This window comes from Moraxella sp. DOX410 (genome assembly GCF_032248735.1).
Taxonomy (GTDB): domain Bacteria; phylum Pseudomonadota; class Gammaproteobacteria; order Pseudomonadales; family Moraxellaceae; genus Faucicola; species Faucicola tetraodonis.
In genome coordinates this window covers 2,043,419-2,059,031 of record NZ_CP135138.1, presented here as the reverse complement: position 1 = coordinate 2,059,031, position 15,613 = coordinate 2,043,419, and the positions used below count along the sequence as shown (strand labels likewise).

10 protein-coding genes and 3 pseudogenes are annotated in these 15,613 nt (G+C 43.0%); all 13 read left to right on the top strand.

Annotated elements, in window-relative coordinates:
• The first annotated feature begins 129 nt into the window (after nt 1-129).
• Nucleotides 130-546 (top strand): cation efflux protein, CzcI-like, encoded by a 417-nt coding sequence (locus tag RNZ41_RS09195; protein WP_227522854.1) that lies wholly within the window; start codon nt 130-132, stop codon nt 544-546.
• A 262-nt stretch (nt 547-808) separates the two neighbouring features.
• Nucleotides 809-1,048 (top strand): annotated as a pseudogene (locus RNZ41_RS09190) (IS982 family transposase); the annotation flags it as partial.
• A gap of 32 nt (nt 1,049-1,080) precedes the next feature.
• Entirely contained in the window at nt 1,081-2,406 is a 1,326-nt protein-coding gene (locus RNZ41_RS09185; RefSeq protein WP_040403790.1) for a TolC family protein, read from the top strand.
• Between the two features lies 1 nt (nt 2,407).
• A complete protein-coding gene (locus RNZ41_RS09180; RefSeq protein WP_007116546.1) occupies nt 2,408-3,637 on the top strand; it encodes an efflux RND transporter periplasmic adaptor subunit in 1,230 nt (409 codons plus the stop codon).
• On the top strand, nt 3,627-6,767 hold the full coding sequence (locus tag RNZ41_RS09175; RefSeq protein ID WP_007116547.1) for an efflux RND transporter permease subunit: 3,141 nt from the start codon (nt 3,627-3,629) through the stop codon (nt 6,765-6,767). Before RNZ41_RS09180 ends, RNZ41_RS09175 begins: the two co-directional genes overlap by 11 nt.
• An 86-nt stretch (nt 6,768-6,853) precedes the next feature.
• A complete protein-coding gene (locus tag RNZ41_RS09170; protein ID WP_065253590.1) occupies nt 6,854-7,756 on the top strand; it encodes a cation diffusion facilitator family transporter in 903 nt (300 codons plus the stop codon).
• A 32-nt stretch (nt 7,757-7,788) separates the two neighbouring features.
• Nucleotides 7,789-8,289 (top strand): annotated as a pseudogene (locus RNZ41_RS09165) (transposase); the annotation flags it as partial.
• Between the two features lie 4 nt (nt 8,290-8,293).
• A pseudogene (locus tag RNZ41_RS09160) lies at nt 8,294-9,163 on the top strand (PhoX family protein); the annotation flags it as partial.
• A gap of 197 nt (nt 9,164-9,360) precedes the next feature.
• The gene (murG, locus tag RNZ41_RS09155) at nt 9,361-10,479 is read left to right on the top strand and encodes an undecaprenyldiphospho-muramoylpentapeptide beta-N-acetylglucosaminyltransferase (RefSeq protein ID WP_065253591.1); all 1,119 of its coding nucleotides are present in this window, start codon (nt 9,361-9,363) and stop codon (nt 10,477-10,479) included.
• A 148-nt stretch (nt 10,480-10,627) separates the two neighbouring features.
• Nucleotides 10,628-12,037 (top strand): UDP-N-acetylmuramate--L-alanine ligase, encoded by a 1,410-nt coding sequence (murC, locus tag RNZ41_RS09150; RefSeq protein WP_216635165.1) that lies wholly within the window; start codon nt 10,628-10,630, stop codon nt 12,035-12,037.
• A 213-nt stretch (nt 12,038-12,250) separates the two neighbouring features.
• Entirely contained in the window at nt 12,251-13,174 is a 924-nt protein-coding gene (locus RNZ41_RS09145) for a D-alanine--D-alanine ligase (RefSeq protein WP_201664835.1), read from the top strand.
• A 197-nt stretch (nt 13,175-13,371) separates the two neighbouring features.
• A complete protein-coding gene (locus RNZ41_RS09140; RefSeq protein ID WP_314027141.1) occupies nt 13,372-14,250 on the top strand; it encodes a cell division protein FtsQ/DivIB in 879 nt (292 codons plus the stop codon).
• A 25-nt stretch (nt 14,251-14,275) separates the two neighbouring features.
• Nucleotides 14,276-15,556, top strand: a complete 1,281-nt coding sequence (gene ftsA / locus RNZ41_RS09135) for a cell division protein FtsA (RefSeq protein ID WP_314027140.1) — start codon at nt 14,276-14,278, stop codon at nt 15,554-15,556.
• Nucleotides 15,557-15,613: the final 57 nt, after the last annotated feature.

Sequence of the window (15,613 nt, the reverse complement as noted above, 5' to 3'; positions counted from 1 at the left end):
CTTATAGAGACAAGGTAAATTTGCAAAAGTGCCGGCTATTCAGTGTTCATTGAATGTTTAATTTAATTTATTAAGCTTGACCTTGGAGTGGCTCTAAGCCTTATACTTGGTACAAATTTTTCGATTGTTATGATGATGCGTTCTACTACATGGATTACAGTCTTGGTTGGATTGTTCATGTTCCAAAGCTTTTGGAATGTGGCGGCGGCCTTTTGTGTCCATGAACAACAGCCTCAATCACAGCAGAGTTATCATTTTGGTCATCACCAAAATACCTTGTGTGCCAGCGATAGTCGTCAACACGATCATAATGGACAGTCAGAAAACATAAAAACATTCAGTAGCGATTTAGAAATCGGTGAAGATCATCAAGATCATCTACCATCGATGATGCATGTGATTGTACAAAATGAAAAAGTAGATGTGTTTCATCCAAGCTCTGAAGTTAAAGTGAATCCACAATTTCATTGGAAAAACAGCTATCAGGCTCCTGACCTGTTTCAACAAAGCCCACCTCCCGAATTTTCCCCGCTCATGGTGGGGTAGCCTAAAACATTCCCACCACTTTTATTATTTAAACCCCACTCTCAACACTTTTAGAGGGGATTGAAACAAAAAAGGCATGAACTTAAACTTTAATCAATGACCAAAAAGATTAGAGGATAAGCCATGCCCATCGACGAATTTATCATTAAAATCTATCTAATGGTAGATGACTACTACAAAAAGATGATACAACAGCATATCGTTAAATAGCATGGGCAAGACAACATTCATTTTATTGATGGCTTTCCCATTCCTGTGTGTCAATATGCCCGATAAACGACCACTCAGTGTACTTAATCGCCTTAAAAATGCTCGTCGCAATATTGAGACGGTGATTGGTCAGTTATCACAGCGATTTAACATGCAAAAGGTGAGAGCGAGAGATTTATGGCATTTGTCTCACAGATTTATGCGTAAAATCTTGGCTCATAACGTTTGCTTTGTAATCAACAAACAGTTAGGTAATCCCCCACTTCAGTTTGAATTGCTTATTTCAAGTTGAGAGTGGGGTTATTTAAATAAGTGGGAAAAATCATGTCTTCACAATCAATTATACTCTTGCGTCATAGCTTGGTTGCTTGTATATGTGCAGCGGCTATGCAATATAGCTATGCTGAAAACGTTACCAGCTTTGAATCCGCTTTAGCAAAAGTACAAAGTTACCAGACTCAAGACAAGCCGTGGCAACAAGTTCAGCAAATATCTGAATTGAATATTCAGCAAAGTCGGTTATGGCAGAATCCAAGTATAAGTTTAGAACAGTCTGGCTTTGGCTCAGGTCAAGAACAGGAATTCAATGTTGGCGTTAGTCAACCTCTAGATCTATTTGGTCAGCGTAAGCTGAACCAGGTGATTGCCAATACCTCGAATCAACAAATCCAATTGCAACAGCAATTATGGAAGGCACAAAGCCAACTGATTGTTAAATTTGCATGGTCGCAATTTGTACTTGCTGAGGTTGAGCAGTCTGTTTATTCAGTACTGTTAAAAACAAGTAAAGCCAATCTGGACAGTGCCCAGAAACGCTATCAGGCAGGCAGTATTGCCCTGGTTGATTTTGAGCGTGCCCAAATTGAAGCGCTAGAAATCCAACGACTTTATGAGCAAGCGATGCTGAATAAACAAGCTGCCGGTCGTCAGCTGTCTAATTTGTGGGGGGGAGAAACATCTTCACATCTTCAATTGAATAAAACCGCTATCCCTTGGCCAGAGCAAAGTCTCCAAACTGTGCAACGGTATATTGCTGAAGGGTGGCTAGAAAAATTCTATGCCTTGAACATTCAGCAATCGGATCATCAAATTGAAAATTTAAGAATTCAGGCACGTCCCAATCCGACTTTAAATGTAGGCATGAAACGTAGCAAAACCCCTAATAAAAGCAACGATACGACTTTAGCAATCGGCGTGGCTATTCCACTGAATATTTTCAATCGCCAGCAATATGCGATCCCGATGGTCCAGCAACAGCAAATATTGCTGAACCAACAGCAGCAGCGTGAGCTGAAGCAACAAATACTCGATATTGCCAACAGCATGCATCAGCTCAAAGGTTTACGTAGCCAGTTCGATGCCACAACAGCACAAGTTACTTTGGCGACCAAAGTTCAGAGCCGTACTTTACAAGGGTTTCAGGCAGGGAAACTGTCCATTACCGACGTTCAGCAAGCAACCACCCAACTGCAGAATCTTCGATTGGGTCAATTACAAATTCTACGTCAAGCTTGGCAAACTGCCCTAGCAGCTGAGGCACTCAGTATTGGCACAAGTTATGAAGAAATTAGCCGTTCGGATGCCTATACACAACTGAATAAAAAGGCAGTCGAAGCATCGCAAAATTTAATCAATGGGGGAGCACGATAAAATGAACGCCAAGCAAAACGGAAAAATATCCCAGTCTCTCATGATTGTAGTTTTGATTCTGATTACGGTCTTGGTCAGTCTGGCTATTTGGTTAAGTTCAAAAAAAACTGAATCTGAGGGGCGTGGTTATGATGAGGGAAATGCCGAACATTCTGATGAAGATAGTTCTGAAGAAGGACATGCTGAAGAAGGCGAAATACAACTGACCAGCCAACAAATGGTTGAACAAGGTTTAAAAGTTGCTGTTGCATCCACAGGATTGGTTGAAAAGCTGACAACCCTGCCAGGTAAATTGGTGGTGAATACCGATCAACAAGCGCATATATCGCCTAATTTTAGTGGTTATATCGAGCAGGTCAATGTGGCTTTAGGACAGAGCGTGCAAAAAGGACAAACGCTGGCTGTACTAATCGTGCCTGAACTGATCGACCAACAGGCAAATCTGCGTATGGCACAGGTGAATCTGGATTTGGCCCGTAAAGATTACCAGCGCGAACAGCAACTCTGGTCACAGGGGATTTCTGCCAAACAGGATTACCAGCGTGCCGAAAATGCCTACCGTCAAGCGCAGATTACTGTCCAGTCCTCACAAGCACGTTTAAATGCATTAAGTGCAAGTGGCAATAACAATGGGCGTTTTCTGATTAAAGCACCGATCTCTGGGGTGATCAGTAAAAAAGATATTGTGGTCGGTGAAAATGTCCAACTGGCGGATCAGCTTTTTGTGATTGAAAATCTAAAAGACCTTTGGTTGGAATTTAATCTACCAAATACCTCAAATATTCACCTTCAAGTAGGGCAAATTTTAAACTTTAAAACCAATGGTTCTGATCAAAATTACCAAGCAAAAGTACAAACGCTGAATTCACAGGCAGATTTACAAACTGGACGTTTACAAGTGCGTGCCAAAGTCACCACACAAGCGGATGTACTGCGTCCAAATGTTTTGGTAAATGTTTTTGTGACTGATGCACAAGCAAAAACAGCGTTAAGAGTCCAGAAAAAAGCCTTACAGCAGGTTGAAGGAAAACCTGTGGTATTTGTGATTGAGTCTGAAGAAAAGGGACTGGTTCATCTTAAAGCACAGCCAATAGAAGTGGGCGTGAGCAGTCAGGATGGGCAATGGCTAGAAGTCATTTCTGGATTAACTGAAGGGCAGAAATACATTGCGGATGGCAGTTTTCTATTAAAGTCTGAATTAGAAAAAGACGAGGCAGGCCATGGACATTAATTCTGATCTGCCAAAACCAGAAGGTTTATTCGAACGAATCATTCAGTTTTCCATACAAAATGCGATTTGGGTGTTGCTCTTTGTCTGTACCTGGATTGCGGTCGGGGTGTATAGCTATCAGAAACTCCCGATTGATGCTGTACCCGATATTACCAATACCCAAGTCCAGATTAATACTCAAGCCAAGGGTTTTACTGCGCTTGAAGTCGAACAGCGGATTACCTATCCCATTGAAAATGCCATGGCTGGCATTCCGAATCTGGAGCTTACCCGTTCCATATCCCGTTATGGACTCTCTCAAGTCACCATTGTCTTTAAAGATGGGACTGATATTTATTGGGCCCGTCAGCAGATTAACCAACGGGTACAGGAGGCGCAATCTGAGTTGCCTGCACAAATCGCACCGACGATGTCCCCCGTTTCTACGGGTCTCGGTGAGATTTATCAATGGGTACTGAAGGCAGATCCGAATGCGAAAAAGCCGGATGGAACTGCATACACGCCGATGGATTTACGTGAGATTCAGGACTGGATTGTGCGTCCTCAACTGCAACGTGTTAAGGGAGTTGCAGAGGTCAACAGTATTGGTGGTTTTGAAAAAACCTATGTGGTCTCTCCCGATTTAAACCGGATGCAGCAACTGAATATCTCATTAGAACAACTGCAACAGGCTTTAGCGCAAAATAATGAGAACCGAGGTGCAGGTTATATTGAAGACAATGGTCAGCAACTGACGGTACGTGTACCGGGTGCATTCAATGGGCTTTCTGATATTGAGAACACCATGCTGGGTAGCCCAAATGGCAGCCCAATTCGGGTTGGTGATATTGCGCAAGTCTCTATTGGGCATGATTTAAGAACCGGTGGGGCAACCTATAACGGCAAAGAAACCGTTTTAGGGGTTGCCATGATGGCGATGGGTGGAAATAGCCGGACTGTTTCTAAAGCTGTGGATGCCAAGCTTCAAGATATTCAGAATAGTTTGCCTAAAGGGGTAGTGATTGAAACGGTGTACGACCGTACTACCTTGGTTGAGAAGGCGATTAAAACCGTTCAGAAAAACTTGGTAGAGGGAGCAATCCTGGTCATCATCATTCTGTTCCTGTTTTTAGGGAATATCCGTGCTGCCTTGATTACTGCCTGTGTCATTCCACTCTCTATGCTGTTTACCTTAACCGGGATGGCACAGAAAAATATCAGTGCCAATCTGATGAGTTTAGGTGCACTCGATTTCGGCATCATTGTCGATGGTGCTGTGGTGATTGTCGAAAACTGTATCCGGCGTTTAGCCCATACACAGCAACTGTTAAAACGACCTCTCACACAAAGTGAACGCTTTAAGGAAGTTTTTCTGGCTGCCCGCCAAGCACGTCGTCCTCTTATTTTTGGTCAGCTTATTATTTTGGTGGTGTATTTGCCGATTTTTGCTTTAAGTGGTGTGGAAGCAAAAATGTTCCATCCGATGGCATTGGCAGTGGTACTCGCCCTTGTTGCAGCCATTATTTTATCGATCACCTTTGTGCCTGCTGCTGTGGCATTGTGGGTCAAAGGCGATATTCAAGAAAAAGAAAGTCGTTGGATGTTATGGCTAAAAGCTAAATATCAGCAAACTCTTGATATTTCGTATCAATACAAAGCAGTTGTGCTGACTTTTGCACTGTGTGTATTAGTGATTACGGGATTTATCAGTACCAAACTCGGCAGTGAATTTGCACCACAGCTCAGTGAAGGAGACTTTGCGATACAACAGTTACGTTCACCAAGTACAGGCTTAGAAGAGTCTTTACGTATTCAGAAGAATACTGAAAAACTTCTTTTAAAGAGTTTCCCTGAAATTAAGGCAGTATTTGCCAGAACGGGTACAGCCGAGGTTGCAACAGATGTCATGCCACCCAATATTTCAGATGGCTATATCATGTTAAAGCCTCGTTCAGAATGGCCAAATCCTAAAGAAAGTTTAGATGAATTACGTGGCCGTATGGTGACGTATTTAGCCACGATTCCAGGCAATAATAGTGAATTTTCACAACCGATTGAACTCCGATTTAATGAATTGATCTCAGGTGTGCGTAGTGATGTTGGTGTGAAAATCTTCGGTGATGATATGAATGTCCTCAATACTGAGGCGACTAAAATCTCCAAAATCATTCAGCAAATATCGGGTAGCAGTGCCGTGAAAGTTGAGCAGACCTCAGGTTTGCCATTACTGAATGTCGAGGTAAATAAAACTTTGGCTGCACAATATGGTTTGAGTGTGCGTTCAATTCAAGACCTTGTGGCAACCAGTATTGGTGGACAAAGCGTGGGAGAGATTTTAGAAGGCGATCGTCGTTTTGATTTTGTTATCCGTCTTGGAGAGCAAGACCGTAGTGTCGCATCTGTTTCCCAGTTACCTATTCAGCTTCCAAATGGTGGCAGTATTTTATTGTCGGATGTCGCGCAAGTCTCGACCATTGAAGGAATCAACCAAGTCAGTCGAGAAAATGGTAAACGCCGAGTTGTGGTTACAACGAATGTTGAAGGGCGTGATTTAGGGTCTTTTGTTTCTGATGTACAGACACAGCTCAAAGCATACACTTTGCCAAGTGGTTATTGGATAGAATATGGCGGTCAGTTTGAAAATTTGGCTTCAGCCAAAGCACGGATGCAAATCGTGATTCCACTGGCTTTAATCACTATCTTTATTTTACTGATGGCGGTCTTTCACAATGTCAAAGAAAGTCTATTGGTCTTTACCGGGGTACCTTTTGCCTTGACCGGTGGTGTGCTGTTCCTTTGGCTAAGGGATATTCCATTATCGATGTCAGCTGGAATTGGCTTTATTGCCTTATCTGGTGTTGCAGTCCTCAATGGACTGGTAATGCTGACCTTTATTAAGGAATTAAGGGACAAATATCCAGTGCATAAAGCCGTGTGGCAAGGGGCTATTTTGCGCTTAAGACCAGTGTTGATGACAGCTTGTGTGGCTTCACTGGGTTTTGTACCAATGGCGCTGGCAACCGGAACAGGGGCTGAGGTTCAACGGCCACTGGCAACCGTAGTGATTGGCGGGATTATCTCTTCAACATTACTAACTTTGGTGCTGTTACCCGTGCTTTATCGTTGGATAAATGAAAAAAAAGTTTCTTAATCCAATAGATTAGTCGATTTACAGCAGAGATATTGGCTGTTATCCAATATCTCTGCTCATCATAAATAGAATAAGGAAAATATTTTATGTCAGAACATCATGATCATAGCCATGCGGTTGTTACTGAAGAAAATAGTAAGAAGTTAATGGTTGCCTTAGGTTTAACGACTACTTTTTTAATAGTAGAAGTTGTCGCTGCTTTTATTACCCAAAGTTTGGCTTTGTTATCTGATGCAGCTCATATGTTTACTGATGTAGCCGCTTTAGCTATTGCTCTTGCCGCTATCAAAATTGGTAAAAAAGCCGCAGATGATAAAAGAACTTTTGGCTATCAGCGATTTGAAATTTTAGCGGCTCTGTTTAATGCGGTGATGCTTTTTGTGGTAGCAATATATATTGTATATGAAGCTTATCAACGTTTTACGAACCCTGCTGAAATTCAAAGTGTTGAAATGATGATTGTCGCGGTCATTGGTTTGGTCGTAAATTTGATTTCAATGAAAATCCTTTCTGCTAGTGCTGAAGGAAGTCTAAATATAAAAGGTGCATATTTAGAAGTTCTTAGTGATGCTCTAGGATCGATAGGCGTGATTATCGGAGGAATAGTTATTTATTTTACCCAGTGGATGTGGGTTGATACCGTAATCGCTGTGTTAATTGGCTTCTGGGTCTTACCTCGAACTTGGATTTTATTAAAACAAAGTATTAATATTCTGCTTGAAGGAGTTCCTGATGAGATTGATATTGAGTCGTTAAGAAATGATTTATTGAAGCTAGAGGGCGTTGAAGGGATTCATCAGTTGAAAGTCTGGGCTATATCCTCAAAAAATATTCATTTAACTGCTCATTTGGTTGCTCCGAATAGCAATACAGATCAACTCTATCAAAAGGCCTTAGAAGTTCTAAAACATAATCATAATATTACTGAAATTACGTTACAAATAGAAAATACGAAATGTAAGGCAGAGAGTTTCCCAAACTCTGTGTAACTGCTTATAATCCACTAACAGGAGAATAAGCAATGACTAACCAATCTGACATCAAGAAACTGGCTGAGCAAATGGCCAGCAGCATGAAAAGCTTCGATGACATCAAAGACTTTCAAAAGCAGCTCATGCAGTCCTTCATCGACACTGCCCTAGAAGCAGAAATGGAAGAGCATCTCGGCTACCCCAAGCATGAAAAGGCAGACAGGCCTAATAAGCGCAATGGGCACACTAAAAAGAGAGTCCGTAGCGACACAGGCGAGCTTGAGATCTCCACCCCAAGAGACCGCGACAGTAGCTTTGAGCCTGTACTTGTCAGTAAGCACCAAACCCGTATTTCAGGTCTTGATGACAAAATCATCAGCTTTTACGCCAAAGGTCAAACCACTACTGAGATTGTCGAAACCATCAAGGACATCTACGACGTCGACATCTCAAGCAGCTTGGTTTCCAGAGTCACTGACAACATCTTGGATGACATCACCGCTTGGCAGAACCGGCCACTGAGCAGCGTCTATCCTAACATATTTTTTAATCGTGAACAGGTTCTTAGATAAAGGTACTTTGTACGTTGCAGTATTTAAAGATGATGGTACAGGTGAATGGAAACCATTAACGTTTGGTACAGGCGCATTAACTGCGTCTTATGCAAAATACGCGTTTGCTAACCAAGCTGATGTGTTGGTACATGCTCGTATTGCGGGTGACGCACTAGGTGCAACTAGAATGGATCGTCCAGAATGGGTATCGGTCAGCCCTGTGACGGGTGAAGTTTATGTCACATTAACCAACAATTCTAATCGTGGCGTTTCATATCCGGTAGATGCAGCTAACCCACGTAACTATGCTACCAACAAGGGTAACCGTAACGGACATATCATTCGTTGGGCTGAAAAAGGTAACGACCATACAGCTACCAGCTTTAACTGGGATATCTACCTATTTGCAGCGCCAAATGATTTAACCGCAGAAAATTTGTCTGGTTTAAATGCCAATAACGATTTGTCTTCACCAGATGGCTTATACTTCGACCCACGTGGCGTATTATGGATTCAAACCGATGACGGTGCTTACACTAGCAGAACCAACTGTATGCTACTAGCTGCGTTGCCAGGTAAAGTCAATGATGGTAAAGAAGTAACCACATCAGCGGGTATCAAAACCCGCGTTGGTATGCAAGCTACAGAACAAAATATCAAACGTTTCTTTGTGGGTCCAAAAGGTTGTGAAGTAACGGGTATCACCTTAACGCCAGACTTTAAAACACTCTTCATCAATATCCAACATCCAGGCGAAGATCAACCAGGGGTCACATGGGGCGCGATTACTGGTGGTACTACACCACGTTCAGCGACGGTGATGATTACCAAAAAAGACGGCGGTGTGATTTTAGGTGAGTCATTAACATAAGTTAAACACGCAACAAAGTTATCAAAAACCCTTGAACAGTGATTCAAGGGTTTTTTTATAAAATAACCTTTTATCTTTTAAAGGTATAAAAAAAATGCTATGATTTTGCCATTTTTATGGTGATTGTTTTTCCAAATAATCGGTCTTTTATGATGGGATAATCCCAATGAATATATCGATTGAATAAGGATTTTGTAATGAGTGAGCCAACGATGCAAAAACCGCGCGTGCTGATGATGGCAGCAGGCACGGGTGGGCATGTGTTTCCAGCGATTGCGGTGGCTCAAGCGTTACAACAATCAGGCGCCCAAGTGCATTGGCTCGGCACCCTAGTCGGTATGGAAAATGAGTTACTACAACATTACGACTTTACCTACCATGCCATCAATATGCAGGGGTTACGCGGTAACGGTATCAAACGCTTATTTAAAGCCCCGTCAACCTTACTCAAAGCAACATTAGCGGCTATCAAAATCATCAAAACCAATAAAATCGACATCGTGGTAGGGTTTGGTGGTTATGTGACCGCACCTGGCGGATTGGCCGCCAAATTTTGTAAAATACCAATTCTCATTCATGAACAAAATGCCATCGCAGGCATGAGTAATAACTATCTATCTAAGCTTGCTAATCAAGTGTTAGAAGCCTTCCCAAATACCTTTACCGAACTACCTTCTAATAAAGTAATGACAGTTGGCAACCCCGTACGTGAAGCTATCGTACAAGTACCGCCACCAGAAGCCCGTATCGATGTCAATGATACCAGTCCTTTAAAGCTATTGGTGATTGGCGGTTCTCTGGGTGCTCAGGCACTAAATAATCATATCGCGCCCACGCTAAAAAAATTAGAAAGTATGCCAGACGCCAAGCCGTGGCAAGTGCGGCATCAATGTGGTAAAAACAACCAAGAGGCTACTCAAGCGGTATATAGCGAAGCACAGCTCCAATCAACCCAATATGAGATTTTGCCATTTGTCAAAGATATGGCAGAAGCATACAGCTGGGCAGATGTGATTGTCTGCCGTGCTGGGGCGCTCACGGTCACAGAAGTTGCTACGGTTGGATTGCCTGCGGTGTTTGTGCCGCTGCCCCATGCAGTCGATGATCACCAAACGGCCAATGCCAAAACCCTATCAGAACATGGCGCCGCGTTTTTAATGCCGCAAAAAGAATTAACGGCAGAGAGTTTAAGTGCTATTTTAGCCAAGCTCGACCGTCATCAAATCTTAGCGATGGCAGAAAAAGCACGTGAATTTGCCAAACCCAATGCCACACAGCTGGCTGCCGATGCCATTTTATCCCAATTAAAACCCTAATTATTTTTTACAACTTATAAGTCATTTATCATTGAGCCTGTCTATGTCAAAATCAGCCAAAACTGCCACTGCCCAATCTACTGAAAAACCTGAAAAAACCAAAACTGTCACCAAAAAAATTACCAAGCGTGTGGTCGAAATTCCAGAGATGCGTCGTATTCGCCACGTGCATTTTGTCGGTATTGGTGGGGCAGGGATGTGCGGTATTGCCGAAGTTGTCCATAATCATGGCTATATGGTTAGCGGTTCAGACATCAAAAAAAGCCCAGTGACTGACCGTTTGACCCAAATGGGCATTCAAGTGTTTATCGGGCATGATTCCAAAAACATCAGTGAAGCCGATGTGGTCGTGGTGTCATCAGCCATTGATCATACCAACCCAGAAATCCAAGCCGCCTTGTCAGGACGTATTCCTGTGGTACGCCGCGCCGATATGCTAGGTGAGCTGATGCGTTACCGTCATGGTATTGCAGTAGCGGGTGCGCATGGCAAGACTACCACCACGAGTCTGCTTACCATGATTTTAACCGAAGCAGGGTTAGATCCTACTTACGTGATTGGTGGTAAACTTAACGCCTCAGGCAAAAATGCGTCATTAGGTCAAAGCCGTTATTTGGTGGCGGAAGCGGATGAGTCAGATGCGTCATTTTTATCGCTGCGTCCAATGGCAGCGATTGTCACCAATATCGACCAAGACCATATGGAAACCTATGGCGGCAGTTTTGACAAACTAAAAGCGGCGTATGTGCAGTTTTTACAAAATATGCCGTTTTATGGGTTGGCGGTATTGTGCGGTGATGACAAAGAATTGTACGGACTGATTGATAAAATCGCGCGCCCTGTGTTGACTTATGGGTTAGAAAAACATAACGATGTACAAGCCATTGATGTGGTGGCAGACGGCACCAAAACCCATTTTACCGTACTGCGTAAAGACCGTGAGCCACTGCCGATTACTTTGAACATTCCCGGTATTCATAATGTCTATAACGCCTTAGCGGCTATTACCATCTCCACCGATGAAGGTGTCAGTGATGAAGCCATTTGTCAGGCGGTCAAAAAATTTGCCGGCGTGGGCAGACGTTTTGAAAACAATGGTAACTACCCTGTCAAAGATGGCGCAGGCGATGTGCTATTGATTGACGACTATGGTCACCACCCAACCGAAGTGGCAATGACTATCAAAGCCGCTCGCCAAAGCTATCCCGATCGCCGCTTGGTGATGATTTTCCAACCCCACCGTTTTACCCGTACCCGCGATTGCTTCGATGACTTCGTGGACGTATTGTCACAAGTCGATGTGTTGATGCTACTCGATGTGTATAGCGCGGGTGAAGCGGTGATTGAAGGCGCGGATAGTCGCAGTCTTGCCCGTACCATCCGTACCCGCGGACAAGTTGAGCCAATTATGCTGAACATCAATGACATGGATCAAATCCGTCAGGTGCTAGGCAGTATGTTAAAAGGCAATGATTTGCTGATTACCCAAGGGGCGGGTAACGTGGGTCAACTTTGTCTAGATTTGGCAAAAAACAATTTATTTCTCGCGGACAAATAACCGTTTGATTGAACAACCGCTTGATTGAAAACCAGGCGGTAAACGGTTATGAAACTAAGCTATTGAAAAGCTGTTGTAGCTTGCCCATGCTGCCAGCAGGCGATTATTTTATGGGTGAAAAAAATTGCCAAGTCATAGCCAAGCGATAGTTTAAAAAATTTGTGTGAAATAATTATAGCAATAAATTCGGTTAACAAAAGATTAGGAATCAATATGTCAGAGCTTATCGATGTCAAACAATTTGGTAAAGTGGCGGTTGTCTGTGGCGGCTGGAGTGCCGAGCGTGAAGTGTCGCTAACTAGCGGTAAAGCTGTGCTTGATGCGCTACTCGCTAAAGGCGTGGACGCCCATCACTTTGACCCCAAAGAAACAGATATCTCAAAACTGCGCGACTATGACCGCGTATTTAATGTGCTGCATGGCACTTTTGGTGAAGATGGTAGCCTACAAGGGGTGCTAGACGGTTTTAATATTCCGTATACCGGTTGTGGCGTGTTAGCCTCTGCAATTGCCATGGATAAGTTTCGCAACCGCCTAGTTTGGCAAGCGTTAGATTTACCAAACGTACCTTACGTCGTGCTTGATGACAATACCGATTTTACCGCTATCGAACAGCAGCTAGGTTTGCCGCTGTTTGTCAAACCCGCCGCCGAAGGCAGTAGTGTCGGCGTCTTTAAAATTAAAGAAGCGGGTGAGCTTGCCAAGACCTACCCACAGCTTAAACAATACCACGGCGCTATTTTGGCAGAAAAAGCCATCACAGGCGGTGAGTATGCTTGCTCAATCCTCGGTGATGAGGTGTTGCCCAGTATTCGCATCATCCCAACGACCGAGTTTTATGACTACGAAGCCAAATACAATCGTGATGATACCGTCTACCAATGCCCATCAGATTTGAGCGAGGCGCAAGAACAAACCATGCAACAAATCGCCAGAAAAGCGTTTGCCGCCATTGGGGGCAAAGGTTGGTCACGCGTGGATTTTTTACGAGATGACGAAGGCACGCTATATCTACTTGAACTCAATACGGTGCCAGGTATGACCAGTCATAGTCTGGTGCCGATGGCAGCAAAAGCGCGTGGCATGGATTTTGCGACGCTATGCGTGCGTATCTTAGAACAAACGTTGAGCAATTAAGTCGTTTTCGTTTATATTTGTTTACAAAAAAAGTACTTGAATTGTCTAGAAGCGTATTATCTATTTACCATTCATTTCATTGAATTTGCTATGATATGCTTCTAAGCATAAATCCTTGTAATATTTTTAGTTATTTTGATTTTTGTTGTTGAGATTTTAGTAATTAATAATTTTAGACCGAGTTATGATTGGTCAATATGGCAAATTCATTTGTGGCAACTGCTTCTCTAGATACTACGCTCCCTAATCGCTTTCATCAGCTGCTGCCAAAGTTGTTAATGCTTGGCGTTGTGTTATTGTTGCTGATATTAGCGGCTTTGGCGATTAATGTTTTCAATAAATTACCCAATGCAGCAATTAGTTTGCAGCATAAAGGGTTAAATACCCAGCAAACTCTGCAGCTTCAGCAATTATTGGGCGAAAAAGCAGACACAAATTTACTCAAGGCTGATTTACAAAGCTATCTAGCAAAACTTGAGACGGTAGATTGGGTAGGGCAAGCCGATGTGCGCCGTGATTGGCAACAAGGTATTGTGGTCAATGTAGTACCGCGCCAAGCCGTTGCCAAGTTTGGTAGTGAACGTTTAGTCGATGCCAATGGTACGGTATTTAAACCTGCCGATAGCAATGACTTAAATAATGCCAGCTTGATGCAGCTACAAGGCGATAGCCAAAATGCCGTTGTCATGATGCAGCAAATCAAGCAAGTTAGTGATTGGTTTATGCCACTGGGTATGAAAATTGAAGAAGTCATCGTAACGCCCAGAATGGCATGGTTATTTCGCTTTGATAACGGACTTCGGGTACTGGTTGATAATGACAATACGTCAGAAAAACTGTATCGACTAAGCATCATGTTACAAAATCAGCTTAAACCACAGCTCAAAACGCTGCAAACGGTGGATTTACGCTATAAAAACGGCATGGCAATTACCAAACGACCTGTGATACAGCAAGCTGGTGATACAGCTGCCGTCAATGCCAAATCGGATGATACTAAATCCGTGACCGATGCCAACTCAACAACCGATTCGAAAACTAACGCCTTAAAAACCACCGCCAACCCCAGCCATTAGGTGAAACATAATTTTGTAGTGTTCTATGAAAAAGCCAGATCTGATCGTCGTCGTCCACCTAAGTGCTACCGCTATTCATACTGTGATTGGTCAAATCCACAGTGCGCAAGATATTCGTATTATCGGTTTATCTACCGTCAAAAACCATGATTTCGCCCAAGGCACCATTCGCCACCGCGAACGTCTAAAATCTGCCATCAAACAATCTATTCAAAACGCTGAAGACATGGCAAATTGCCGCGTAAACAGTGTTTGGCTTAGTTTTTCTACCCCAGATTTACAAAGCGTCAATAGTGTGGGCGAAGTCAAAATCAAACACGATATCGTACAAGCCAAAGACGTGGTCGCCGCGCTAACCCAAGCCAAAAATAAACATCTCCAAGATGATTTGTATTTGATGCATTATGCCCAGCAAGGTATTGCTTTAGATGGCAATGCTGAGATGATTGATGATGCGATTGGGATGCAAGCGAGTGACTTGATGGTACTCTATCATCTGATGATGATGCCGGTCAAAGGTCGCCAAAATTTACAGCAACTGCTGCAAGAATGTGATGTCAGTATCGACCAAATGCTATTTGATGCGGTATCTACCGCCGAATACGGCCTATTGCCTGAAGAAAAATACCATGGCGTATGTCTGATTGATATTGGGGCATCGACGACCAGTATCTGCGTTTACCGTGAAGATAAGCTGATTTATACCCATTGTTTTGCCGAAGGCGGACATCACGCAACACTGGATATCTCTATGCTGCTAGATGTCACCATTGCTGAAGCAGAGAATATGAAAAAATCCCAAGCCAATGTTGATCGTCATGGGATTGACTCAAGCCAATTTTTTACCATCAAGCGTTCACAGCATGACGATGAAAAAACCATTAATATGCTTGAGCTACTTGAAGTCACGGAAGCCCGCTATATCAGTATTTTAGGTCATATTAAAAAAGAGCTGGATAAAGAAGGACTAAATGAGTTTTTACAACAAGGCTATGTGATCACGGGCGGTGGTGCTGAAATGCGTGGATTATTGCCATTAGCCAAAAAAATCTTTGCCAATAAAGTAAACAAGGTCAATCAACACTCAGCGATTTCTGCCTACACCCAATATGGTGATGATGACAAGCTTCGCACCATTGCGACGATGATTGGTGAGCGTAAATACCAAACCGCGTTTGGCACACTGTTATATAGTCAAAGTGAGGCATTTCATCATAGCGAGAAAAGCTCACCCGACTCTTTGCAGGTTCAGCCCATGCGAGAAAAACTCAAAATTGTGAATAAATTTTTTGGTAAATTTTTCTAAAAAAGAGATGTTTAGTATTTTAAGAGTGCTCATGTTATGATTGACTCTAAAATCCAC

Coding starts and splice junctions, on each gene's coding strand:
- RNZ41_RS09195 (WP_227522854.1), top strand. CDS start 130: ATGATGATGCGTTCTACTACATGGATTACAGTCTTGGTTGGATTGTTC.
- RNZ41_RS09185 (WP_040403790.1), top strand. CDS start 1,081: ATGTCTTCACAATCAATTATACTCTTGCGTCATAGCTTGGTTGCTTGT.
- RNZ41_RS09180 (WP_007116546.1), top strand. CDS start 2,408: ATGAACGCCAAGCAAAACGGAAAAATATCCCAGTCTCTCATGATTGTA.
- RNZ41_RS09175 (WP_007116547.1), top strand. CDS start 3,627: ATGGACATTAATTCTGATCTGCCAAAACCAGAAGGTTTATTCGAACGA.
- RNZ41_RS09170 (WP_065253590.1), top strand. CDS start 6,854: ATGTCAGAACATCATGATCATAGCCATGCGGTTGTTACTGAAGAAAAT.
- murG (WP_065253591.1), top strand. CDS start 9,361: ATGAGTGAGCCAACGATGCAAAAACCGCGCGTGCTGATGATGGCAGCA.
- murC (WP_216635165.1), top strand. CDS start 10,628: ATGCGTCGTATTCGCCACGTGCATTTTGTCGGTATTGGTGGGGCAGGG.
- RNZ41_RS09145 (WP_201664835.1), top strand. CDS start 12,251: ATGTCAGAGCTTATCGATGTCAAACAATTTGGTAAAGTGGCGGTTGTC.
- RNZ41_RS09140 (WP_314027141.1), top strand. CDS start 13,372: ATGGCAAATTCATTTGTGGCAACTGCTTCTCTAGATACTACGCTCCCT.
- ftsA (WP_314027140.1), top strand. CDS start 14,276: ATGAAAAAGCCAGATCTGATCGTCGTCGTCCACCTAAGTGCTACCGCT.